Origin of the sequence: Streptomyces sp. D2-8, assembly GCF_023184515.1 — a bacterium.
In the GTDB taxonomy this organism is placed as follows: Bacteria; Actinomycetota; Actinomycetes; order Streptomycetales; family Streptomycetaceae; genus Streptomyces.
On record NZ_JAAHBP010000003.1, the window covers coordinates 38,132 to 60,044 of the forward strand.

16 protein-coding genes are annotated in these 21,913 nt (G+C 71.1%); 11 read left to right on the top strand and 5 right to left on the bottom strand.

The features are described from left to right. The first annotated feature begins 42 nt into the window (after positions 1-42). From G3I77_RS06550 to G3I77_RS06600, 11 genes are all read left to right on the top strand, one after another. The gene (locus tag G3I77_RS06550) at positions 43-1,254 is read left to right on the top strand and encodes a Gfo/Idh/MocA family protein (protein WP_248501640.1); all 1,212 of its coding nucleotides are present in this window, start codon (positions 43-45) and stop codon (positions 1,252-1,254) included. Between the two features lie 13 nt (positions 1,255-1,267). Beyond that, positions 1,268-2,266: a sugar phosphate isomerase/epimerase gene (locus G3I77_RS06555; RefSeq protein WP_248501641.1), complete on the top strand. Its 999-nt coding sequence runs from the start codon at positions 1,268-1,270 to the stop codon at positions 2,264-2,266. Between the two features lie 262 nt (positions 2,267-2,528). Continuing rightward, complete coding sequence (locus tag G3I77_RS06560; RefSeq protein ID WP_248501642.1) at positions 2,529-6,251, top strand: ThuA domain-containing protein; 3,723 nt, start codon at positions 2,529-2,531, stop codon at positions 6,249-6,251. An 84-nt stretch (positions 6,252-6,335) separates the two neighbouring features. Further along, positions 6,336-7,538, top strand: a complete 1,203-nt coding sequence (locus G3I77_RS06565; RefSeq protein ID WP_248501643.1) for an inositol-3-phosphate synthase — start codon at positions 6,336-6,338, stop codon at positions 7,536-7,538. Beyond that, the gene (locus G3I77_RS06570) at positions 7,535-8,590 is read left to right on the top strand and encodes an SCO3242 family prenyltransferase (protein ID WP_374385352.1); all 1,056 of its coding nucleotides are present in this window, start codon (positions 7,535-7,537) and stop codon (positions 8,588-8,590) included. Before G3I77_RS06565 ends, G3I77_RS06570 begins: the two co-directional genes overlap by 4 nt. Continuing rightward, positions 8,587-9,612 (top strand): sugar phosphate isomerase/epimerase, encoded by a 1,026-nt coding sequence (locus tag G3I77_RS06575; RefSeq protein ID WP_248501644.1) that lies wholly within the window; start codon positions 8,587-8,589, stop codon positions 9,610-9,612. Before G3I77_RS06570 ends, G3I77_RS06575 begins: the two co-directional genes overlap by 4 nt. Beyond that, entirely contained in the window at positions 9,609-10,361 is a 753-nt protein-coding gene (locus G3I77_RS06580; RefSeq protein WP_248501645.1) for an EboA domain-containing protein, read from the top strand. The genes G3I77_RS06575 and G3I77_RS06580 overlap by 4 nt, the downstream gene beginning before the upstream one ends. Next, positions 10,361-11,272: a TatD family hydrolase gene (locus G3I77_RS06585; RefSeq protein WP_248501646.1), complete on the top strand. Its 912-nt coding sequence runs from the start codon at positions 10,361-10,363 to the stop codon at positions 11,270-11,272. The genes G3I77_RS06580 and G3I77_RS06585 overlap by 1 nt, the downstream gene beginning before the upstream one ends. Positions 11,273-11,275: 3 nt before the next feature. Continuing rightward, positions 11,276-12,445, top strand: a complete 1,170-nt coding sequence (gene eboE / locus G3I77_RS06590; protein ID WP_248501647.1) for a metabolite traffic protein EboE — start codon at positions 11,276-11,278, stop codon at positions 12,443-12,445. Further along, a complete protein-coding gene (locus tag G3I77_RS06595) occupies positions 12,442-13,860 on the top strand; it encodes a nucleotide pyrophosphatase/phosphodiesterase family protein (RefSeq protein ID WP_248501648.1) in 1,419 nt (472 codons plus the stop codon). The genes eboE and G3I77_RS06595 overlap by 4 nt, the downstream gene beginning before the upstream one ends. Positions 13,861-13,941: 81 nt before the next feature. Continuing rightward, positions 13,942-14,994 carry a sugar phosphate isomerase/epimerase gene (locus tag G3I77_RS06600; RefSeq protein WP_248501649.1) on the top strand — a complete coding sequence of 351 codons (1,053 nt, stop codon included), beginning with the start codon at positions 13,942-13,944 and terminating at the stop codon, positions 14,992-14,994. Positions 14,995-15,061: 67 nt separating this feature from the next. Here G3I77_RS06600 and G3I77_RS40600 read toward each other — a convergent pair whose 3' ends face one another. The 5 genes from G3I77_RS40600 to G3I77_RS06620 all read right to left on the bottom strand — a co-directional run bounded on the left by G3I77_RS40600 (position 15,062) and on the right by G3I77_RS06620 (position 21,871). Next, a complete protein-coding gene (locus tag G3I77_RS40600; RefSeq protein ID WP_282572645.1) occupies positions 15,062-15,190 on the bottom strand; it encodes a hypothetical protein in 129 nt (42 codons plus the stop codon). A gap of 72 nt (positions 15,191-15,262) precedes the next feature. Then, the gene (locus G3I77_RS06605) at positions 15,263-16,651 is read right to left on the bottom strand and encodes an OFA family MFS transporter (protein ID WP_248501650.1); all 1,389 of its coding nucleotides are present in this window, start codon (positions 16,649-16,651) and stop codon (positions 15,263-15,265) included. A 122-nt stretch (positions 16,652-16,773) separates the two neighbouring features. Continuing rightward, positions 16,774-18,918, bottom strand: coding sequence for an acetate--CoA ligase family protein (locus G3I77_RS06610; RefSeq protein WP_248501651.1), 2,145 nt, complete (start codon positions 18,916-18,918; stop codon positions 16,774-16,776). A gap of 4 nt (positions 18,919-18,922) precedes the next feature. Further along, the gene (gene frc, locus G3I77_RS06615) at positions 18,923-20,164 is read right to left on the bottom strand and encodes a formyl-CoA transferase (protein WP_248501652.1); all 1,242 of its coding nucleotides are present in this window, start codon (positions 20,162-20,164) and stop codon (positions 18,923-18,925) included. A gap of 9 nt (positions 20,165-20,173) precedes the next feature. After that, complete coding sequence (locus tag G3I77_RS06620; protein ID WP_248501653.1) at positions 20,174-21,871, bottom strand: thiamine pyrophosphate-binding protein; 1,698 nt, start codon at positions 21,869-21,871, stop codon at positions 20,174-20,176. Positions 21,872-21,913 lie beyond the last annotated feature (42 nt).

Consider the following 21,913-nt stretch of genomic DNA (forward strand, 5'->3'; position numbering starts at 1 on the left):
CCCCCCACGTGCGCCACCGACCAGGACGAGGAGGACACCCGAATGGGACAGCCGCAGCAGCAGTCGGAAGGGACCGAGAAAGGCAAGCCACCCCTGCGCGTGGGGATGGTGGGCTACGCCTTCATGGGCGCCGCCCACTCCCAGGGCTGGCGCACCGCGGGCCGCGTCTTCGACCTGCCGCTGAACCCCGTGCAGGCCGTGATCTGCGGCCGGAACGCCGCCGCCGCCCGCGCGGCGGCCGACCGGCACGGCTGGGCCGACACCGAGACCGACTGGCGGGCCCTCGTCGAACGGGACGACGTCGACCTCGTCGACATCTGCACCCCAGGCGACAGCCACGCCGAGATCGCCCTGGCCGCCCTGGCCGCCGGCAAGCACGTGCTGTGCGAGAAGCCCCTCGCCAACACCGTCGAGGAAGCCACCTCGATGGCGCTGGCGGCCGAAGAGGCCCACGCACGCGGCCAGCTGGCGATGGTCGGCTTCAACTACCGCCGGGTGCCCGCCACCGCCCTGGCCCGCCGCATGGTCGCAGAGGGCCGCCTGGGCAGGCTGCGGCACGTGCGCGTGACGTACCTTCAGGACTGGTTGGTCGACCCCCAGTTCCCGCTGACCTGGCGGCTGCGCAGGGAGCAGGCCGGCTCGGGCTCGCTCGGCGACCTGGGCGCGCACATCGTCGACCTCGCGCAGTACCTGGTGGGGGAGACGCTGGCGGGCGTCTCCGCGCTCACGGAGACCTTCGTACGGGAACGGCCCCTGCCCACCGGCGCGACGAGCGGACTGTCCGCCGTCACGTCCGCAGGCACCGGCCAGGTCACCGTCGACGACGCCGCGCTGTTCACGGCCCGCTTCCCCTCCGGCGCCCTCGCCTCCTTCGAGGCGACCCGCTACGCCACCGGCCGTAAGAACGCCCTGCGCATCGAACTCAACGGCGAGCGCGGCTCCCTCGCCTTCGACCTGGAACGGCTCAACGAGCTGTCCTTCCACGACGGCACGGAGCCCGGCGCGGAAGCGGGCTTCCGCCGCATCCTCGTCACCGAACCCGACCACCCCTACCTGGACGCCTGGTGGCCGCCGGGCCACGGCCTCGGCTACGAGCACACCTTCGTCCACCAGGTCCGCGACCTCGTCCACGCCATCGCCGAGGGCCGCCGCCCCGAACCCTCCTTCGCCGACGGGCTGCAGGTACAGCGCGTGCTCGCGGCGGTCGAGGAGAGCGCCGAGAAGAACGCCGTCTACACGCCGATCGCGGTCTGAGGAGGCCACGAGGATGCCGCGCACCTTCACCCTGTTCACCGGCCAGTGGGCGGACCTGCCCCTGGAGGAGGTCTGCCGCCTGGCCCGCGACTTCGGCTACGACGGCCTCGAACTCGCCTGCTGGGGCGACCACTTCGAAGTCGACAAGGCGCTCTCCGATCCCGGGTACCTCGACGGCCGCCGGGCCCTTCTCGACAAGTACGGCCTGAAATGCCGGGCCATCTCCAACCATCTCGTCGGCCAGGCCGTCTGCGACGCCATCATCGACGAACGCCACCAGGCGATCCTGCCCGACCGGATCTGGGGCGACGGCAACGCGGAAGGCGTACGGCAGCGGGCCGCCGCCGAGATCAAGGACACCGCGCGGGCCGCCGCCGCCTTCGGCGTCGACACCGTCATCGGGTTCACCGGCTCCGCCATCTGGCACCTGGTCGCCATGTTCCCGCCCGCCCCCGACGCGATGATCGAACGCGGCTACCAGGACTTCGCCGACCGCTGGAACCCGATCCTGGACGTCTTCGACGCCGAGGGCGTGCGGTTCGCGCACGAGGTCCACCCCAGCGAGATCGCCTACGACTACTGGACCACCCAGAAGGCCCTCGACGCCGTCGGCAGGCGCCCCGCCTTCGGCCTCAACTTCGACCCCAGCCACTTCGTGTGGCAGGACCTCGACCCGGTCGGCTTCCTCTGGGACTTCCGCGACCGGATCTACCACGTCGACTGCAAGGAGGCCCGCAAGCGCCTCGACGGACGCAACGGCCGGCTCGGCTCCCACCTGCCCTGGGGCGACCCGCGGCGCGGCTGGGACTTCGTCTCCGCCGGGCACGGCGACGTCCCCTGGGAGGACGTCTTCCGGATGCTGCGCTCCATCGACTACCAGGGGCCGATCTCGGTCGAGTGGGAGGACGCCGGCATGGACCGGCTCCAGGGGGCGCCCGAGGCCCTGACCCGGCTGAAGGCCTTCGATTTCGAGCCGCCCAGCGCGTCCTTCGACGCCGCGTTCAACAGCTGAATCACGCACCCGGCGCAGGTCGGGGACGGGGACCGGCACCGCCGCCGGTCCCCTCTCCGACCTGCTCGGATCCTGCTTTGTCCTGTGCTGGGAGAAAGCCCAACCGAGTCTGACGCAAGGGGTGTTCGCCCCGGACGGACGCGGTTACCGTCCTTGATGCGTTCAGGACACATGCACCTCCGGGGTGACGGCGCACCCCGGCGCCCGCACCGCACGCTTCGCACCCACCCCGTACGGCCCACCCCGTTCCCGGAGGGACTTCGTGCACAGAACCAGACCCAGAAGCACCCGCATCCCCAGGCGGCCCAGGCTTCGCACCACCGTCGCCCTGTTCACCGGCCTGCTCCTCGCCGTCGGCACCCCGGCCACCGTCGCCGGCGCCCACCCCGGCCACCCGGAGCACGACGAACCGGCGGCCGCCGAGGGCCAGTTCCAGCAGGTGCCGCTCGCCAAGGGCGAGCCCGAGACGGGCGAGCCGATGTCGCTCGCCGTGCTCCCGGACCGCAGCGTCCTGCACACCTCGCGCGACGGCACGCTGCGCCTCACCGACCAGGGCGGCGTCACCAAGGTCGCCGGCAAGATCCCCGTCTACAGCCACGACGAGGAGGGCCTCCAGGGCGTCGGTATCGACCCGGACTTCAAGAACAACCGGGCGATCTACCTCTACTACGCCCCGCCGCTCGACACCCCGGCGGGCGACGCCCCGGAGACCGGCACCGCCGAGGACTTCAAGAAGTTCGACGGCGTCAACCGCCTCTCCCGCTTCGTGCTGAACCCCAACGGCACGCTGAACACGTCCAGCGAGAAGAAGGTCATCGACGTCGCGGCCTCCCGGGGCACCTGCTGCCACGTCGGCGGCGACATCGACTTCGACGCGGACGGCAACCTCTACCTGTCGACCGGCGACGACACCAACCCCTTCGCCTCCGACGGCTACACCCCGATCGACGAACGCGAGGGCCGCAACCCGGCCTTCGACGCCCGCCGCAGCTCCGCCAACACCAACGACCTGCGCGGCAAGATCCTCCGGATCAAGGTCGCCGAGGACGGCTCGTACACCGTCCCGGAGGGCAACCTCTTCGCCCCGGGCACCGACAAGACCCGCCCCGAGATCTACGCGATGGGCTTCCGCAACCCGTTCCGGATGAGCGTCGACGACGAGACCGGAACCGTCTACGTCGGCGACTACGGCCCCGACGCCGGCGCAGCCGACCCCAAGCGCGGCCCGGGCGGACAGGTCGAGTTCGCCAAGGTGACCAAGGCGGCCAACTTCGGCTGGCCGTTCTGCACCGGCGACAACGACGCCTACGTCGACTACGACTTCGCCACCAAGCAGTCCGGCGCGACGTTCGACTGCAACGCCCCGAAGAACACCTCGCCGTACAACACGGGCCTGGTCGACCTGCCGCCCGCGCAGGCCGCCTGGATCCCGTACGACGGCGGCTCCGTGCCCGAGTTCGGCAACGGCTCCGAGTCCCCGATGGGCGGCCCGGTCTACCGCTACGACCCTGAGCTCGACTCCAGCGTGAAGTTCCCCGAGGCGTACGACGGTGACTTCTTCGCCGGCGAGTTCGGCCGCCGCTGGATCAAGCGGATCGAGCAGAACACGGACGGCTCCGTCGCGAAGATCAACGACTTCCCGTGGACCGGCACCCAGATCATGGACATGGAGTTCGGCCCCGACGGCGCGCTCTACGTCCTCGACTACGGCGTGTCCTGGTTCCAGGGCGACGAGAACTCCGCGCTGTACCGGATCGAGAACGCCGAGGACGGCTTCTCGCCGATCGTCGAGGTGAGCGCCGACAAGACGTCCGGCGCGGCCGGCCTGAAGGTCACGTTCACCGGCTCCGCCAAGGACGCCGACTCCCCGAACCTCACCTACAGCTGGGACTTCGGCGACGGCACCAAGGGCGAGGGCCTCAACCCCACCCACCGGTACAAGAAGGTCGGCACCTACAGCGCCACCCTCACCGCCAAGGACCCCGAGGGCAACACCGGCAACGCCAGCGTCCGGATCGTGGTCGGCAACACCGAGCCCAAGGTGAGGATCGACATCCCGGGCAACGGCGCACTGGCCGAATTCGGCAAGCCCGTCCCGTTCAAGGTGACCGTCACCGACCCCGAGGAAACGGTCGACTGCTCCAAGGTCAAGGTCGTCTACAGCCTCGGCCACGACTCCCACGCCCACGAGCTAACCAGTGAGATGGGCTGCGAGGGCACCCTGACACCGCCTCCCGGTGACGGCGGCCACGACCCCAACGCCAACATCTACGGCGTCGTCGGCGCCGGCTACACCGACGGTGGCGCGGGCGGCCAGGAGGCCCTGACCGGCACCGCCCGCACCGTGCTCCAGCCGCTGCACCGCCAGGGCGAGCACTTCACCACCCAGTCGGGCGTGGCGGTTATCGACAAGACCGGCGCCAACGGCGGCAAGACCGTCGGTGACATCAACGACGGCGACTGGATCTCCTTCACCCCCTACCGGTTCGACGGGCAGAAGAAGATGACCGTGCGGGCCTCCTCCGGCGGCGCCGGCGGCTTCGTCGAGCTGCGCACCGGCTCGCCCGACGGACCGCTGCACGGCTCCGCCTACATCCCGCCGACCGGCGGCTGGGAGACGTTCCAGAACGTCGACGTGCCCCTGCGGTCACTGCCGAAGAAGACCACGGACATCTACCTGGTCTTCAAGGGCGGCGAGGGCGCGCTGTACGACGTGGACGACTTCGAGTTCTCCAAGGAGCCGTTCAAGGGCGGCAAGAAGGTCCTGGTCTTCTCCAAGACCGCCGGCTTCCGCCACGACTCCATCCCGGCGGGCATCACCGCGATGAAGGAGCTCGGCGGCCCGGCCGGCATCAAGGTCGACGCGACCGAGGAGGCCAAGCAGTTCACCACGGCCAACCTCGCCAAGTACGACGCGGTGGCCTTCCTGTCCACCACCGGCGACGTGCTCAACGCCGAGCAGCAGAAGGCGTTCGAGAACTACGTGGCGGGCGGCGGCGGTTACATGGGTATCCACGCCGCAGCCGACACAGAGTACGACTGGGCGTTCTACGGCGGCCTCGTCGGCGCCTACTTCGACTCGCACCCGGCCATCCAGAAGGCCACCGTCCGCGTCGAGGACCACGACCACCCGTCGACGGCGCACCTGGACGACGCCTGGGAGCGCACCGACGAGTGGTACAACTACCGCACCAACCCCCGTGAGCAGGCCAAGATCCTCGCCACCCTGGACGAGACCACCTACCAGGGCGGCAGCATGAAGGGCGACCACCCGATCGCCTGGTGCCAGAGCTACGGCGGCGGCCGCTCCTTCTACACCGGCGGCGGCCACACCAAGGAGTCCTACGCCGACGAGGCGTTCCGCGCCCACCTGCTCGGCGGCCTCCAGTACGCCACCGGCCAGGTGAAGGCGGACTGCAAGCCGGACAAGGGCTACCGGAAGATCTTCAACGGCCAGACCCTGGACGGCTGGAAGCAGGCCGGCCCCGGCACGTTCAACGTCAAGGACGGCACCCTGCAGACCGAGGGCGGCATGGGCCTGCTCTGGTACCAGGCCAAGGAGCTGAAGTCGTACTCGCTCAAGCTCGACTGGAAGATGCAGGGAGACGACAACTCCGGGATCTTCGTGGGCTTCCCCGCCTCCGACGACCCCTGGTCCGCGGTGAACAAGGGCTACGAGATCCAGATCGACGCCACGGACGCACCCGATCGCACCACGGGCTCCGTCTACTCGTTCAAGTCGGCCAACATCAAGGCCCGTGACCAGGTTCTGCGGCCGCCCGGCCAGTGGAACTCCTACGAGATCAAGGTCCGGGGCGAACGCCTCCAGGTGTTCCTCAACGGAGTCAAGATCAACGACTTCACCAACAAGGACCCCCAGCGGAGCCTGACCGACGGCTACATCGGCCTCCAGAACCATGGCGCCGACGACCAGGTCTCCTTCCGCAACATCCAGTTGAAGGAACTGCCCGTCACGGGCGACTGAACGGCGGCGGGCGGGGGACGCCGGACCCCCGCCCGCCGTCTCCGTACCTCCCCCCGGGGCTCGCGCACGATCAGGAGGCTGCCCATGTCCGCGTCCCTCTCCCGACCGCGTGTGGGGGTGTGGCTGATCGGAGCGCGAGGCTCCGTCGCCACCACCGTCGTCACGGGCTGCGCCGCCGTCACCGCGGGGCTGCACCCGCCCACCGGCATGGTGTCCGAAACGCCGGCGTTCACCGACAGCGGCCTGCCCGCCCTGTCCGACCTCGTCTTCGGCGGCCACGACACCCTCGACTGCCCCCTGCCCAAACGCGCCGAGACCCTGACCGCCGGCGGTGTCCTCCCGCCCGGCATCGCTCCCGCCGTCGCCTCCGAACTCGTCGCCGCCGACCGCGAGATCAGGCCCGGCGGCCCCACTCCCGGGGACACCAGAAGCGAGGCCGAGCTGATCACGGCCTTCGCCGACGACATACGCGACTTCGTACACCGCCACGACCTGGAGCGAGCCGTGGTGGTGAACGTCGCCTCCACCGAACCCGCCTCCCAGGGCCCCGACGCCCCGCTGCCGGCCAGCACCCTGTACGCACTGGCGGCCCTGCGCGCGGGCTGCCCCTACGTCAACTTCACCCCGTCCGAGGGCATGCACCACCCCGTCGCCGCCCGCGAGGCCGACCGGAGCGGCCTGCCCCACGCCGGCCGGGACGGCAAGACCGGACAGACCCTGTTGCGGGCCGTGCTCGGTCCGATGTTCGCGCAGCGGGCGCTGCGGGTCCGGGCCTGGTCCGGCACGAACCTGTTGGGCGGCGGCGACGGCGCGGCCCTCGCCGACCCGGCCGCCGCGGCGGCGAAGAACGCCGGCAAGGAACGCGTCCTCGCCGACACCCTCGGCACCGTCCCCGAGGGCGAGGTGCACATCGACGACGTCCCGGCCCTCGGCGACTGGAAGACCGCCTGGGACCACATCGCCTTCGACGGCTTTCTCGGCACCCGCATGATCCTCCAGACCATCTGGCAGGGCTGCGACTCGGCGCTCGCGGCACCCCTGGTGCTGGACCTGGCCCGCCTGACCGCCCGCGCCCACGAGGCAGGGCTGTCCGGTCCGCTCGGCGCCCTCGGCTTCTACTTCAAGGATCCGGTGGGGGACGGACCCCCGGGGTTGTCCGAGCAGTACGAGGAGCTGGTCAGGTTCGGCCGCAGCCTGGGGCAGGCGGCTGGCGAGGGCCCTGGCGTGAGGGCGGGGGAGCAGACCTGGCCGGTGGAGCAGACCGACGCGTCGGGGGAAGCACTGTGACGCTGCGCGAGAGCCCTTGCGGATGCGTCGGCGGGGCGTCCACGGCCGCTCCCGACGGCACTTCCGGTGACACGGCCCGCCGCGCACGCACCGGCCGCTCCCACCGCATCCGCGCCTGGGCCGAACTCCTGCGTCTGCCCGCCCTGTTCAGCGTCCCCGGAGACGCCCTGGCAGGCACGGCCGCGACCGGCGCGTCCCCCACCCCGCGCACCCTGCTCGCCATCGGCTCCTCCCTCTGTCTGTACGAGGCCGGCATGGCCCTCAACGACTGGGCGGACCGCGACGTGGACGCCGTCGAACGCCCGCACCGTCCCCTGCCCTCCGGCCGCATCCGGCCGGCCGCCGCACTCACGGCGGCCTGCGCCCTCACCGGCGCCGGACTGGCCCTGGCCGCGCGCGCGGGCCGCCCGGCCCTGGCCGTCGCCGTGCCCCTGGCGGCAACCGTCTGGGCCTACGACCTCGGCGTGAAGCACACGCCCGCCGGGCCCGTGGCCATGGGCGCGGCCCGCGGCCTCGACCTGCTCCTGGGAGCCGCGGCCACCACGGGCCGCACCCGAGAAGCCCTGCCCTCCGCCGCCCTCCTCGGCACGCACACCCTGGCCGTCACGACGGTCTCCCGCCAGGAGGCCCAGGGCGGCTCACCCCTGCCACCCCTGGCGGCCCTCGCGACGACGGCTCTGCTGACCCGGCTGGTGATGCGTCGCTCCGCGGGGCTGATGAGAGGCCGCCGGCAGACGACCGCCCTCGGGCAGACGACCGCCCTCGGGCAGACGACCGCGCGAGCTGCCCGGCGCCCAGGGCAGGAGCCGGGTGCGCCGCTCGCCACCGCCCTGGCAGCCGCCTACGCCGCGACGACCGCCCGCCCCTACGTCCACGCCGCCCTGAACCCCTCACCTCCTCTCACCCAACGTGCCGTCGGCGCCGGCATTCGCGCCACCATCCCCCTCCAGGCCACCCTCACCGCCCGCTCCCGGGGCACGGCCACCGCACTCCTCATCGCCGCCCTCGCGCCGCTCGGAGCCCGGTTCGCGAAGAAGGTGAGCGTCACATGAGCGTGGTCTCGCGAGCACCTGGCACCCGGGTGGCCGCCTCGCCCCGAACCACCGGCGCCCAGCCCGGTGTCCAGCCCGGCGCCCTCCCTTCCCTCCGCTTCGGCTACGGCACCAACGGTCTCGCCGACCTCCGGCTCGACGATGCCCTCTCCCTCCTCGCCGACCTCGGGTACGACGGTGTCGGACTGACTCTCGACCACATGCACCTCGACCCGCTCGCCCCCGATCTCGCCGCCCGCACCCGCCGGGTCGCACACCGGCTGGACGCGCTCGGGCTGGGCGTCACCATCGAGACGGGCGCCCGCTATGTGCTCGACCCGCGCCGCAAGCACGGCCCGTCCCTGCTGGACCCCGACCCCGACGACCGTGCCCGCCGCGCCGATCTCCTCGTCCGGGCCGTCCGGGTGGCCGCCGACCTCGGCGCCCACGCGGTCCACTGCTTCAGCGGTGTCGTCCCGGAGGGCACCGACACGGACACCGCGTGGAAACGCCTCGCCGAGACCCTGACCCCCGTCCTGGACACCGCCGCCTCCGCGGGCATCCCACTGGCCGTCGAACCCGAGCCGGGGCACCTCCTCGCCACGCTGGCCGACTTCCACCACCTCCGCAGCGCCCTCGGCGACCCCGAACCCCTGGGCCTCACCCTGGACATCGGCCACTGCCAGTGCCTCGAACCCCTTTCCCCGGCCGACTGCGTACGGGCCGCCGCCCCCTGGCTGCGGCACGTCCAGATCGAGGACATGCGGCGCGGCGTCCACGAGCACCTCCCCTTCGGGGACGGGGAGATCGACTTCCCGCCGGTCCTGGCGGCCCTCGCCGCCACCGGCTACCAGGGCCTGACCGTCGTCGAACTGCCCCGCCACTCCCACGCCGGCCCTCACTTCGCCGCACACTCCCTCCCGTTCCTCCGCCACGCCGAGCGGACCGCGGCCACCGTGCCGCCCGGCCCCGCTCCGGCCCTCCAGCAGGCCGCGCCACCCCACGGCGCTCCCTCCGCCACCCCTGAGGGGAGCAGCAGATGACCCACCCCCGCGCCACGCCCGCGGCGAGAACCGAGAGCGCCCAGGACACCCCAAGCGCCAGAAACCACACCGGCCACGCCACCCCCGGCACCTCCCTCACCACCCAGCCCTCCCTCACAGACCTCCGCCACCACCTCACCGCCCACCTCGCCCCAGCCGCCCGCACCTGGCTCGACCACGCCCTCGACGAGGCCGCCGCCCACCCCGGCATCCACGGGCCCATCTCCGTATGGGAGCTGCGTCTCGCCGAAGCCGGCCGACGCTGCGGTCCCGCGCACGCCGACGCCGCACGCGTCCTCATCCTCGACGCGGCCCGCGCCGGCATCGACGCCCTCACCCGGGTGTACTTCCAGGGCACCGCCGACGAGCGCCGGGCCGTTCTGCACGCCCTGCCCCACCTCGTGTCCGGCCCGGGCGCCCTCCCGCTGATCGAGGACGCCCTGCGCACCAACGACACCCGGCTCCTCAGCGCCGCCGTCGGCCCCTACGCCGCCCGGCACCTGACCGCCCACCACTGGCGCCACGCCGTGCTGAAGTGCCTGTTCACCGGCGTCCCCGTCGACCATGTGGCGGACCTGCCCCGGCGCGCCGCCGGCGACGGCGAACTCGCCCGGATGCTCGGCGACTACGCAGCCGAACGCACCGCCGCCGGCCGCGCCGCCCCCGAGGACCTGTACCGCGTCCTGGACCTGACCGAGTCCGTCACCCCGGCCCCCGGCACGGACCACCCCCACGGCAAGGAGTCCTGATGCGCATCTTCGACCCCCACATACACATGACGTCCCGGACCACCGACGACTACGAGGCCATGTACGCCGCCGGCGTCCGCGCCGTCGTCGAGCCGTCCTTCTGGCTCGGCCAGCCGCGCACCTCGCCCGCCTCCTTCCGTGACTACTTCGACTCCCTCCTCGGCTGGGAGCCCTTCCGCGCCGCCCAGTACGGCATCGCCCACCACTGCACGATCGCCCTCAATCCCAAGGAGGCGAACGACCCGCGCTGCCTGCCCGTCCTCGACGAGCTGCCGCGGTATCTCGTCAAGGACAACGTCGTCGCCGTCGGGGAGATCGGCTACGACTCCATGACCCCCGCCGAGGACACCGCCCTCGCCGCGCAGCTCCAGCTCGCCGCCGACCACGGCCTGCCCGCCCTCGTGCACACCCCGCACCGCGACAAGCTCGCCGGGCTGCACCGCACCCTCGACGTCGTCCGGGAGTCCGCGCTGGCCCCGGACCGGGTCGTGGTCGACCACCTCAACGAGACCACCGTCAAGGAGGCCAGGGACAGCGGCTGCTGGCTGGGCTTCTCCGTCTATCCGGACACCAAGATGGACGAGGAGCGCATGGTCGCGATCCTGCGCGCCTACGGGACCGAGCAGATCCTGGTGAACTCCGCCGCCGACTGGGGAAAGAGCGACCCCCTCAAGACCCGCAAGGTCGGCGACCTGATGCTGGCCGAGGGCTTCGACGAGGACGACGTCGACCAGGTGCTGTGGCGCAACCCCGTCGCCTTCTACGGGCTCAGCGGCCGCCTGAACCTGGACGTCACCGGCACGGAGACCACCCACGAGGGCAACTCCATCCTCCGCGGCGCCCCGAAGGATCCGCACGAGCCGGACACCGGCTCCGGCACGCCGGCCCCCGTCCCCGCCGCGGAGGCGTGAACCATGCGCTTCCGCCACCCCGACGGCTCCACCGTCCACCTCGCCTACTGCACCAACGTCCACCCCGCCGAAACCCTTGACGGCGTCCTCGCCCAGCTTCGCGACCACTGCGAGCCCGTCCGCCGCCGCCTGGGCCGCGACCGACTCGGTATCGGGCTGTGGCTGGCCAAGGACGCCGCGCACGCCCTCGTCACCGACCCCTCCGCACTGCGCAGGCTGCGCACCGAGCTCGACCGGCGTGGCCTCGAGGTCGTCACCCTCAACGGCTTCCCCTATGAGGGCTTCGGCGCCGAGGAGGTGAAGTACCGCGTCTACAAGCCGGACTGGGCCGACCCGGAACGCCTCGACCACACCGCTGCCCTGGCTCGCGTCCTCGCCGGGCTCCTCCCCGACGACGTCACCGACGGGACCATCTCCACCCTGCCCCTCGCCTGGCGCACCGCGTACGACGACGAACGAGCGGAAACCGCCCGCACCGCGCTGCGCACCCTCGCCGAACGCCTCGACGCCCTCGAGGAACTGACCGGCCGCTCCATCCGCGTCGGCCTGGAACCGGAACCCGGCTGCGTCGTCGAGACGACCCACGACGCCATCGCCCCGCTCACCGCGATCGGCCACGACCGCATCGGCATCTGCGTCGACACCTGCCATCTCGCCACCTCCTTCGAAGATCCGCACACCGCCCTGGACGCGCTCACCGCGGCCCGCGTCCCCGTCGTCAAATCCCAGCTCTCCGCCGCCCTGCATGCCGAGCACCCCCATCTGCCCGAGGTGCGCGAGGCCCTCGCCGCCTTCGCCGAACCCCGCTTCCTGCACCAGACACGCACAGCCACCGCGGCCGGTCTGCGCGCCACCGACGACCTCGACGAGGCCCTCGCCGGACACGCCCTGCCGGACGCGTCACCCTGGCGCGCCCACTTCCACGTCCCCCTGCACGCGGCCCCCGCCGCGCCCCTCACCTCCACCCTGCCGGTCCTGCGATCCGCCCTGACCCGGCTCGTCGGCGGCCCGGCCCCGCTCACCCGCCACCTGGAGGTCGAGACCTACACCTGGCAGGCCCTCCCGCCCGAGCTGCGCCCCAAGGGCCGCACCCAGCTCGCCGAGGGCATCGCCGCCGAACTCGCCCTCGCCCGCGACCTGCTGACGGACCTCGGACTGAAGGAGCTGCCATGAGCCCCGGCACCCCTGACCTTCCCGACCCGGCCGCCACCGACCGCCCCATCCCGCTGCTCGTCCTCGACGTCGTGGGCCTCACCCCCCGTCTCCTCGATCACATGCCCCACCTCAAGGCGCTCGGCCAGTCCGGCTCCCGCGCCCCGCTCGGCACCGTCCTGCCCGCCGTCACCTGCGCCGCCCAGTCCACGTTCCTCACCGGCACCATGCCCTCGGAGCACGGCATCGTCGGCAACGGCTGGTACTTCCGCGAACTCGGCGACGTCCTCCTGTGGCGCCAGCACAACGGGCTCGTGGCTGGCGACAAGCTCTGGGACGCCGCCCGCCGCGCCCACCCCGGCTACACCGTTGCGAACATCTGCTGGTGGTACGCCATGGGCGCCGACACCGACATCACCGTCACCCCCCGTCCGGTCTACTACGCCGACGGCCGCAAGGAACCCGACTGCTACACCCGGCCGGCCGCACTGCACGACGAACTCACCGAGAAGCTGGGCACGTTCCCCCTGTTCCACTTCTGGGGCCCCGGAGCCGATCTCGTCTCCAGCCGGTGGATCATCGACGCGACCCGCCACATCATCCGCACCCGGCACCCCGACCTGACGCTCTGCTACCTCCCTCATCTCGACTACGACCTGCAGCGCTTCGGCCCCGACGACCCGCGCTCCCTGAAGGCGGCCGCCGACCTGGACGCCGCCCTGGCCCCGCTGCTGGACGACGCCCGCGCCGAGGGCCGGACCGTCGTCGCACTGTCCGAGTACGGCATCACCCGCGTGGACCGGCACGTCGACATCAACCGCGCCCTGCGCCGAGCCGGCCTGCTGGAGGTGCACACGCAGGACGGCATGGAGTACCTCGACCCGATGGCGTCCCGTGCCTTCGCGGTCGCCGACCACCAGATCGCCCACGTCTATGTGCGCCGCCCCGAGGACCTCGATGCCACCCGGGCCGCGATCGACGGCCTGCCCGGCCTCGCCCAACTCCTGGACGACGAGGGCAAGAAGACCCACCATCTCGACCATCCGCGCGCGGGAGAACTCGTCGCCGTGGCGGAACCCGACGCCTGGTTCACGTACTACTACTGGCTCGACGACGAACACGCGCCCGACTTCGCGCAACTCGTCGAGATCCACCGCAAACCCGGCTACGACCCGGTCGAACTCTTCATGGATCCCCTCGACCCGTACGTCAAGGTCAAGGCGGCCACCGCACTGGCGCGCAAGAAGCTCGGCATGCGCTACCGCATGGCGGTCGTGCCCCTGGACCCGTCACCTATTCGCGGCAGCCACGGCCGCCTTCCGGCGAGCGACGACGACGGTCCGCTCCTCATCTGCTCCACCCCCCGTGCTGTCGGCGACCGCGTCGCGGCCACCGATGTGAAGTCACTGCTGCTCCGACTCGCCGGTCTCGGCTGAGGTCACACCCCTCGGTCCCGACTGGTCACAAGTGAAGCACTCACCACTGACAACGCCCCGCGATCACGAGGAGTTCCGCGCATGAGCCGCTTCTCCCAGCCCGACCCCGAACTCAGCCACCGCCTCAGCAGACGAGGCATGCTCGGCGTGGCCGCCGGTGCCACCGCAGCCGCCCTGCTCGGCGCCGCCGCCCCCGCGACCGCCGCCCCGGCGACGGCGGCAACCGGCACCGCGACCGGTGCCAAGCGCCGCGGCCGCCCCGTCCTGCCGCCCGGCCGCCTCGGCATCCAGCTCTACAGCCTGCGCGACAAGGTCTCCACCCTCGGCTTCGGCCCCGTCTTCGCCGAGCTGGAGAGGTACGGCTACGACGAGGTCGAGTTCGCCGGATACACCCAGGGCTCGGCCGGCCCCATCACCCTCGCCCAGCTCAAGCGGCTGGCCCGCAACCACGGCCTGAACCCCATCGGGAGCCACGTCGGCTACTACTCCGACGACCCGAACGCCTACACCTTCGCCCAGAACCTCACCAAGGTTCTCGACGACGCCCAGGTCCTCGGCCTCAAGCACATCGGCACGGCCGCCGGCCCGTTCCGCTACGGCTCGACCGTCGACGCCTGGAAGCGCGCCGCCGAGGACTTCAACACCTACGGTGCGGCGGCGAAGGCCCGGGGCATGAAGTTCTACCAGCACAACCACTCCGAGGAGTTCTCCTTCGCCACCGACAACCCCAAGGTCCGCCTCTACGACATCCTGCTCAAGGAGACCGACCCGGACCTCGTCTATCTGGAGATGGACATCTACTGGGCGTACGTCGGCCAGTTCCGCTTCTCCAAGAGGCCCGACGGCACGCCCGCGCCGTTCGAACCGCTCCATTACGTCCTGCGGCAGCCGGACCGGTACCCGCTCTTCCATGTGAAGGACGGCGAGAGCGACCCGTCGAACCCGTACGGCTACCGCATGACCGACGTCGGCGACGGCGACATCGACTACCAGCGGTTCATCTCCGCCGTGACCCGGCTGCGCGGCCACCGCATGGCCCACCACTGGCAGGCCGAGCACGACAACCCGGCCGAGTCCTTCACGTTCGCGCGCCGCTCCAGCGCGCACCTGCACTCCCTGAGGGAGAAGTGCTGACCGGCGTACGCCCATGAGGAGGCCCCTCCCTGAACAGGGAGGGGCCTCCTCATGGGCGGAACGGCCGTCAGCCCACGGCCTGTTGCCGTGCCGGTGCGTGTCCCGGCCGGCGCAGCAGCAAGGCGACCACCGCGGCGAGCGTCGACACGCTCCCGGTCTCGCCGAGGCGGTGGACGCGGCCGTGGGGATCGGTCACCTCGCGGTAGGGACGGTGTGCGGCGTCGGAGGGTAGGGGGAGGTGCTTGTTCCGTACGGATCTGCCGTCCTGTCAGGCGGTGTCCTCGCCGAGCGGTTGCGGGTTGGGGGAGATGCGGCGCGTTTCCTTGTCGCGTCCCGGCGGGGTCAGGAACAGTGCCACGCAGCCGGCGAAGAGCGAGATGGAGCCGGCCAGGATGAAGGCACCGGAGTGTCCCCAGGCGCCGACGACCACGGCACCCATGCCGGCGCCCAGGCCGGAGACGAGCTTGGCGCTGTAGACCATGCCGTAGTTGGAGGCGTTGTTGTTCTCACCGAAGTAGTCGGCGGTGAGGGCCGCGAACATCGGGAAGATGGCGCCGCCGCCGAAGCCGGAGATCGACGAGAAGACCAGGAACAGCGGAAGGTTCTCGGCGTTCGCCGACCAGAGGATGCCGTATTGGGACAGGCCCAGGACCACGCACACGACGAGCAGGCACCGCTTGCGGCCGTACAGGTCGGAGAGCCAGCCGATGACACCGCGGCCGGTGCCGTTGACGATGGCCTTCAGCGACATGGCCGTGGCGACGATCCCGCCCGCGAATCCGGCCTCCTCGCCGATCTCCACCTGGAAGGCGATACCGAAGATGTTCACGCCGGACGTGCACGCCAGGCAGAACCACATCAGGGCCACCCGGCCGGTCTTCCACGCCTCCTTGGGGGAGTACTGACGCACCGCGGGCGGGTTCATCCGCAGTGAGCGGGCCGTGCGCGGGTCGTCCGGCGGGTTCAGCGGGTCGATCGTGCCGGGCCACCAGTTCTTCGGCGGGTCCTTGAAGAAGTAGCCGGCGCACGCGACCATCCCGGCCAGCAGCACACCCACCGCGACCAGCACCCAGCGGAAGTTGGTCAGGTCCATGTAGCCGTTGAAGAGGAAGACGAAGGGCACCGAGCCGTAGGCGAAACCGCCGTTGACGAAGCCGGTCTTGCCGCCCTTGCGTTCCGGATACCACTTGCCGACCATGTTGACGCAGGTGGCGTACACCATGCCCGCGCCCATGCCGCTGAACATGCTGAAGCCGATGTAGGCGAAGACGACGTGCGGCGCGAAGGCGAGGGACAGATAGCCCAGCAACGTGCCCGTCGCGCCGAGCATCATGGCCCAGCGGGCAGGCAGCCTTCCGCTCTCCCGCAGCTTGCCCGCGGGGAAGGCCACCGCGGCCTGGAAGAAGACCCAGACGGTCATCATCCAGAAGATGTGCATGCTGTTCCAGCTGTGCGCCGTGTGCAGGGTCTCCTCGGCGGACGCGAACGCGTACTCGGCGGAGGAGATGCCCATCATGCCGATCCAGGGCAGGATCACCATCCACTTGCGCTTGCGCCCCATGATGTCGATGTCGGTCTCACCGAGGCGGTAGACGCGCCCGTTCGCGTCGGTGACCTCCCGGTAGGGAACCGTGGTGGGCAGATCGGTCGTTGTCATGTCGTGTCGCACCCCTTGCGTCGAAAGATCTGGCCAGCGCCCCCTGTCCCATGCCTTTCGTGCGCGTGCGGGTCCCGGGGCCGGCCGACGCGCACCGTCGGCCGGCCCCCCGCTCACTCACCTCATGTACCGCCCCCCAGCCGCCCCGCCTCCCGCGCCCAGCGGTACTTCGCGCCGAGCACGGCCACCGGCTTCTCGGTCGTGTACGGGTACGCCACGACCCCGCGCTCGAAGAGGTACTGGCAGGCCTCCTCGACCTCCACGTCCCCCGCGAGCGACGCCACCACGGGCTTCTCGATCCCGCGCTCCCGGAACTCGGCCACCACGCGCGCGGTGAGCTCCGCGAAGACCATGGGAGGAGTGACGATGGTGTGCCAGTAGCCGAGGACCAGCGCGTGGATGCGCGGGTCCTCCAGACCCAGCCGGATCGTCGCCTCGTACGTCGACGGCGGCTCGCCCCCGGTGATGTCCACCGGGTTGCCCGCGGCCCCGAAGGGCGGGATGAACTTCCGGAACGCCTCGTCCAGGTCCGGTGGGATCTCCATCAGGGACAGGCCGTTGTCCGTCACCGCGTCGGAGAGCAGCACACCACTGCCGCCGGCGCCGGTGATGATCACGACGTTGTCGCCCTGGGGAGCGGGCAGCACCGGCAACGCGCGCGCGTACTCCAGCATGTCGTTCAGCCCCGGCGCCCGGATCACCCCGGCCTGCCGCAGGATGTCGTCGTACACGGCGTCGTCACCGGCCAGGGCACCGGTGTGCGAACCGGCCGCCCTGGCACCCGCCGCCGTCCGCCCGGCCTTCAGCACGACCACCGGCTTCTTCGGCACGGTCGCCCGGGCGGCCTCCACGAAGGCGCGGCCGTCCTTGAGGTCCTCCAGGTGCATCGCAATGCAGTCGGTGCGCGGGTCCTCGCCGAACCAGGTCAGCAGGTCGTCCTCGTCCAAGTCCGACTTGTTGCCGAGCCCGACGATCGCCGACACACCCGTCTTGGTGGTACGCGCGAAGCCCAGGATGGCCATCCCGATGCCGCCCGACTGCGAGGTCAGCGCCACCCCACCCTTGACGTCGTACGGCGTGCAGAACGTGGCGCACAGGTCCTGCCAGGTCGAGTAGTAGCCGTAGATGTTCGGCCCGAGCAGCCGGACGCCGTACCGCTCGGCGATCGCCACGATCTCCGCCTGGAGTGCGTGCTCGCCGGTCTCCGCGAACCCGGAGGGGATCAGCACGGCGTTCGGGATCTTCTTGCGTCCCACCTCCTCCAGGGCCGAGGCCACGAACTTGGCGGGGATCGCGAAGACCGCCACATCCACCCCACCGGGAACGTCTGTGACACTCTTGTACGCCTTGCGGCCCAGAATGTCATCGGCCTTGGGATTCACCGGATGGATGTCCCCGGCGAACCCTCCGTCGATGAGGTTGCGCATCACCGAATTGCCGATCTTGCCCTGCTCGTTGGAGGCACCGATCACGGCGACCGAAGCCGGCTGCATCAGCCGGCGCATCGACGCGAGGATCTCGGCCCTCGAGTACTTCCGGCGCGGCGCGGGCTGCGACTCGGCGAGGATCACCCGGATGTCGGCCGCGACGGCCCCCTCCGCCGTCGCGATCACCGGGTTGAGGTCCACCTCGGCGATCTCGGGGAAGTCCGCGACGAGTTGCGACACCCGGCGGATCTGCTCGGCGACGGCCCACCGGTCCACGCCCGCCTGGCCGCGCACCCCGCGCAGGATCTCCGCCGACCGGATCGAGTCCAGCATCGACAGCGCCTCGTCGGCGTCCACCGGCGCGAGCCGGAAGGTGACGTCCTTCAGGACCTCGACGAGCACCCCGCCGAGCCCGAAGGCGACCACCTTCCCGAACGTCGGGTCCGTGACCGCCCCGACGATGACCTCCTGCCCCTTCGGCAGCAGCTCCTGCACCTGCACGCCGGAGATGCGGGCATCGGCGTTGTAGGCACGCGCGTTGTCGATGATGGTGTGGAACGCGGCCCGTACGCCGGCCGCGCCCTCGACCCCGACGATCACCCCGCCGGCGTCGGTCTTGTGCAGGATGTCCGGCGAGACGATCTTCATCACGACGGGCCCGCCGAAGCGCGCCGCGAACGCCACGGCCTCGTCGACGTCCGTCGCCAGTTCCTCGCCCGGTACGGCGATCCCGTACGCGTCGGCGATCACCTTGCCCTCGGGCGCGGTCAGCGCGGTCCGCCCCTCGGCGCGCACGGCCTCCAGGAGGGACCGCACCCGCAGGACCCGGTCTTCCGCCATCACGTCAGATCACTCCGTTCGACTTGAGCAGGCGCACTTCCTCGTCGCCGAGGCCGAGTTCGCCGACGTAGACCTCTTCGTTGTGCTCGCCGAGCAGGGGTGAACCGGTCACCTCGACGGGGGAGTCGGACAGCTTGAGCGGGCTGCCGACGGTCACGAAGTCGCCGCGCTCGGGGTGGGGGACGGTGACGACCATCTCGTTGGCGACGAGCGAACGGTCCTGGATGATCTCCCGGGTGGACAGGATCGGCCCGCACGGGATGTTGTGCGCGTTGAGCCGCTCCAGCACCTCCCACTTGGGCAGCGTCGAGGACCACTCCTCGATCAGCTGGAACATCTTGCCGAGCTTGGGCAGCCGCGCCTCGGGCGTCGCCCACTCGGGGTCGCCGGCCAGCTCGGGCCGGCCGATGAGTTCGCTGATCGGCTGCCAGCCGACGGGCTGCACGATGACGTACACGTAGTCGTTCGGGCCGCCCGGCGCGCACTTGACCGCCCAGCCGGGCTGGCCGCCGCCGGACGCGTTCCCGGACCTGGGAACCTCGTCGCCGAAGTCCTCGTTGGGATATTCAGCGAGCGGCCCGTGTGCCAGACGCTGCTGATCCCGCAGCTTCACCCGGCACAGGTTGAGTACGGCGTGCTGCATGGCCACGTTGACCCGCTGCCCGCGCCCGGTGCGCTCCCGTTGGAAGAGCGCGGCGAGGATGCCCGCCACGGCGTGCACACCCGTCCCCGAGTCCCCGATCTGGGCCCCCGTCGCCAGCGGCGGCCCGTCCTCGAAGCCGGTGGTCGACATCGACCCGCCCATGGCCTGCGCGACAACCTCGTACGCCTTGAAGTTGGTGTACGGGCCCTCGCCGAACCCCTTGATGGAGGCATAGACGATCCGTGGATTGATCTCCTGGATGCGGTCCCAGGTGAAGCCCATCCGGTCCACCGCGCCCGGGCCGAAGTTCTCGACCATGACGTCGGAGCGCCGGATCAGCTCGGTGAGGATGTCCTTGCCGCGCTCGGTCTTGGTGTTGAGGGTGATGCTCCGCTTGTTGCAGTTGAGCATCGTGAAGTAGAGGGAGTCTACGTCCGGGAGGTCACGCAGCTGCTTGCGCGTGATGTCACCGGTCGGCGCCTCCAGCTTGACGACGTCCGCGCCGAGCCAGGCGAGCAGCTGGGTCGCGGAGGGCCCGGACTGGACGTGAGTCATGTCCAGGACGCGGATGCCTTCGAGGGCCTTGGTGGACGGAGCAGTCATCGGGGCACCTCACTTGTACATGGTCTGGTTCATGGTTCCGGGGGCGTACGCGTCGGGGTCGACCCAGACGTTGATCAGCGACGGCTTGCCGGACTCGCGGGCGCGCAGCAGGGCCGGGCCGATGTCGGCGGGGTCGCGGACCTCCTCGCCGTGACCGCCCAGCATCCGGGCGAACTCGTCGTAGCGGACGTCGCCGAGGGTGTTGCCGATCCGCTCGCGTTCCTTGCCGTACTTGGCGGCCTGGCCGTAGCGGATCTGGTTCATGGAGGAGTTGTTGCCGACGATGCCGACGAAGGGGAGGTTGTAGCGGACGAGCGTCTCGAAGTCCCAGCCGGTCAGGGAGAACGCGCCGTCGCCGAAGAGCGCGACGACCTCCTTGTCGGGCCGCGCCTGCTTGGCCGCGAGCACGAAGGGGACGCCGACGCCGAGCGTGCCGAGCGGGCCCGGGTCCATCCAGTGCCCGGGCGACTTGGGCTGCACGACCTGCCCGGAGAAGGTGACGATGTCGCCGCCGTCGCCGATGTAGATGGAGTCCTCGGTGAGGAAGTCGTTGATCTCGCTGACCAGGCGGTAGGGGTGGATGGGTGAGGCGTCGGACTTCAGGTTGGGCAGCCGCTTCTCCAGAGCGCTCTGCTCGGCCGCCCGCAGCTCGTCCAGCCACTCCTTGCGCTTGGACGCACCTCCGTTGCCGTATCCATGAGAAGCGTGCCCGGAGGCCGCCTCGGTCACCGACTTCAGCACCAGGCCGGCGTCGCCCACGATGCCGAGGTCGATGTCGCGGTTCTTGCCGACCGTGCGGTAGTCGAGGTCGATCTGCACGACGGTCGCGTCCGGGGACAGCCGCTTGCCGTAGCCCATGCGGAAGTCGAAGGGCGTGCCGACGATGACGATGACGTCGGCGTTGGAGAAGGCGTACCGGCGCGAGAGCTGGAAGTGGTGCGGGTCGCCGGGCGGGAGGGTGCCGCGTCCCGCGCCGTTCATGTAGGCGGGGATGTTGAGGGTCCTGACGAGCTCGATGGCCGACTCGGTTCCGCGGGTCGTCCAGACCTGGCTGCCGAGCAGGATGGCCGGCTTCTCGGCGTGCACCAGCAGGTCGGCGAGCTTCTCGATCGCCTCGGGGTCGCCGGCCGAGCGGGTCGAGGCGCGGTAGGCGCCTTCCTGCGGCACGCGCGCCTTGGCGGCCGGAACCTTGGCGTCCAGGACGTCGCGCGGGATCTCCAGGAAGGAGGGGCCGGGCGCGCCGTGGAAGCACTCGCGGAACGCCATGGACACCATGTCCGCGGCGCGGGCGGTGTCGGGCACGGTCGCCGCGAACTTGGTGATGGGGTTCATCACGTCGACGTGCGGCAGGTCCTGGAGGGACCCCATCTTGTGCTGGGTGAGGGCCCCCTGGCCGCCGATCAGCAGCATCGGGGACTCCGCGCGGAAGGCGTTGGCGACACCGGTGACGGCGTCGGTCGTTCCCGGTCCCGCGGTGACCACCGCGCAGCCGGGCTTGCCGGTGATGCGCGCGTAACCGTCGGCGGCGTGGGCGGCGACCTGCTCGTGGCGTACGTCGACGACCTCGATGCCCTCGTCGACGCAGCCGTCGTAGATGTCGATGATGTGGCCGCCGCACAGCGTGTAGATGCGGTCGACCCCCTCGGCCTTCAGCGCCTTGGCTACGAGATGACCACCGGAAATCACGTCCTGGGTGTCGTCGGGCATGGCGAAGTCCTGTCCCTTCGTAGGGGGTTGGAGCGGCTCGCA

Coding starts and splice junctions, on each gene's coding strand:
- eboE (WP_248501647.1), top strand. CDS start 11,276: ATGCGCTTCCGCCACCCCGACGGCTCCACCGTCCACCTCGCCTACTGC.
- G3I77_RS06620 (WP_248501653.1), bottom strand. CDS start 21,871: ATGCCCGACGACACCCAGGACGTGATTTCCGGTGGTCATCTCGTAGCC.
- G3I77_RS06600 (WP_248501649.1), top strand. CDS start 13,942: ATGAGCCGCTTCTCCCAGCCCGACCCCGAACTCAGCCACCGCCTCAGC.
- G3I77_RS06555 (WP_248501641.1), top strand. CDS start 1,268: ATGCCGCGCACCTTCACCCTGTTCACCGGCCAGTGGGCGGACCTGCCC.
- G3I77_RS06585 (WP_248501646.1), top strand. CDS start 10,361: ATGCGCATCTTCGACCCCCACATACACATGACGTCCCGGACCACCGAC.
- G3I77_RS06605 (WP_248501650.1), bottom strand. CDS start 16,651: ATGACAACGACCGATCTGCCCACCACGGTTCCCTACCGGGAGGTCACC.
- G3I77_RS06610 (WP_248501651.1), bottom strand. CDS start 18,918: ATGGCGGAAGACCGGGTCCTGCGGGTGCGGTCCCTCCTGGAGGCCGTG.
- G3I77_RS06565 (WP_248501643.1), top strand. CDS start 6,336: ATGTCCGCGTCCCTCTCCCGACCGCGTGTGGGGGTGTGGCTGATCGGA.
- G3I77_RS06580 (WP_248501645.1), top strand. CDS start 9,609: ATGACCCACCCCCGCGCCACGCCCGCGGCGAGAACCGAGAGCGCCCAG.
- G3I77_RS06575 (WP_248501644.1), top strand. CDS start 8,587: ATGAGCGTGGTCTCGCGAGCACCTGGCACCCGGGTGGCCGCCTCGCCC.
- frc (WP_248501652.1), bottom strand. CDS start 20,164: ATGACTGCTCCGTCCACCAAGGCCCTCGAAGGCATCCGCGTCCTGGAC.
- G3I77_RS06595 (WP_248501648.1), top strand. CDS start 12,442: ATGAGCCCCGGCACCCCTGACCTTCCCGACCCGGCCGCCACCGACCGC.
- G3I77_RS06550 (WP_248501640.1), top strand. CDS start 43: ATGGGACAGCCGCAGCAGCAGTCGGAAGGGACCGAGAAAGGCAAGCCA.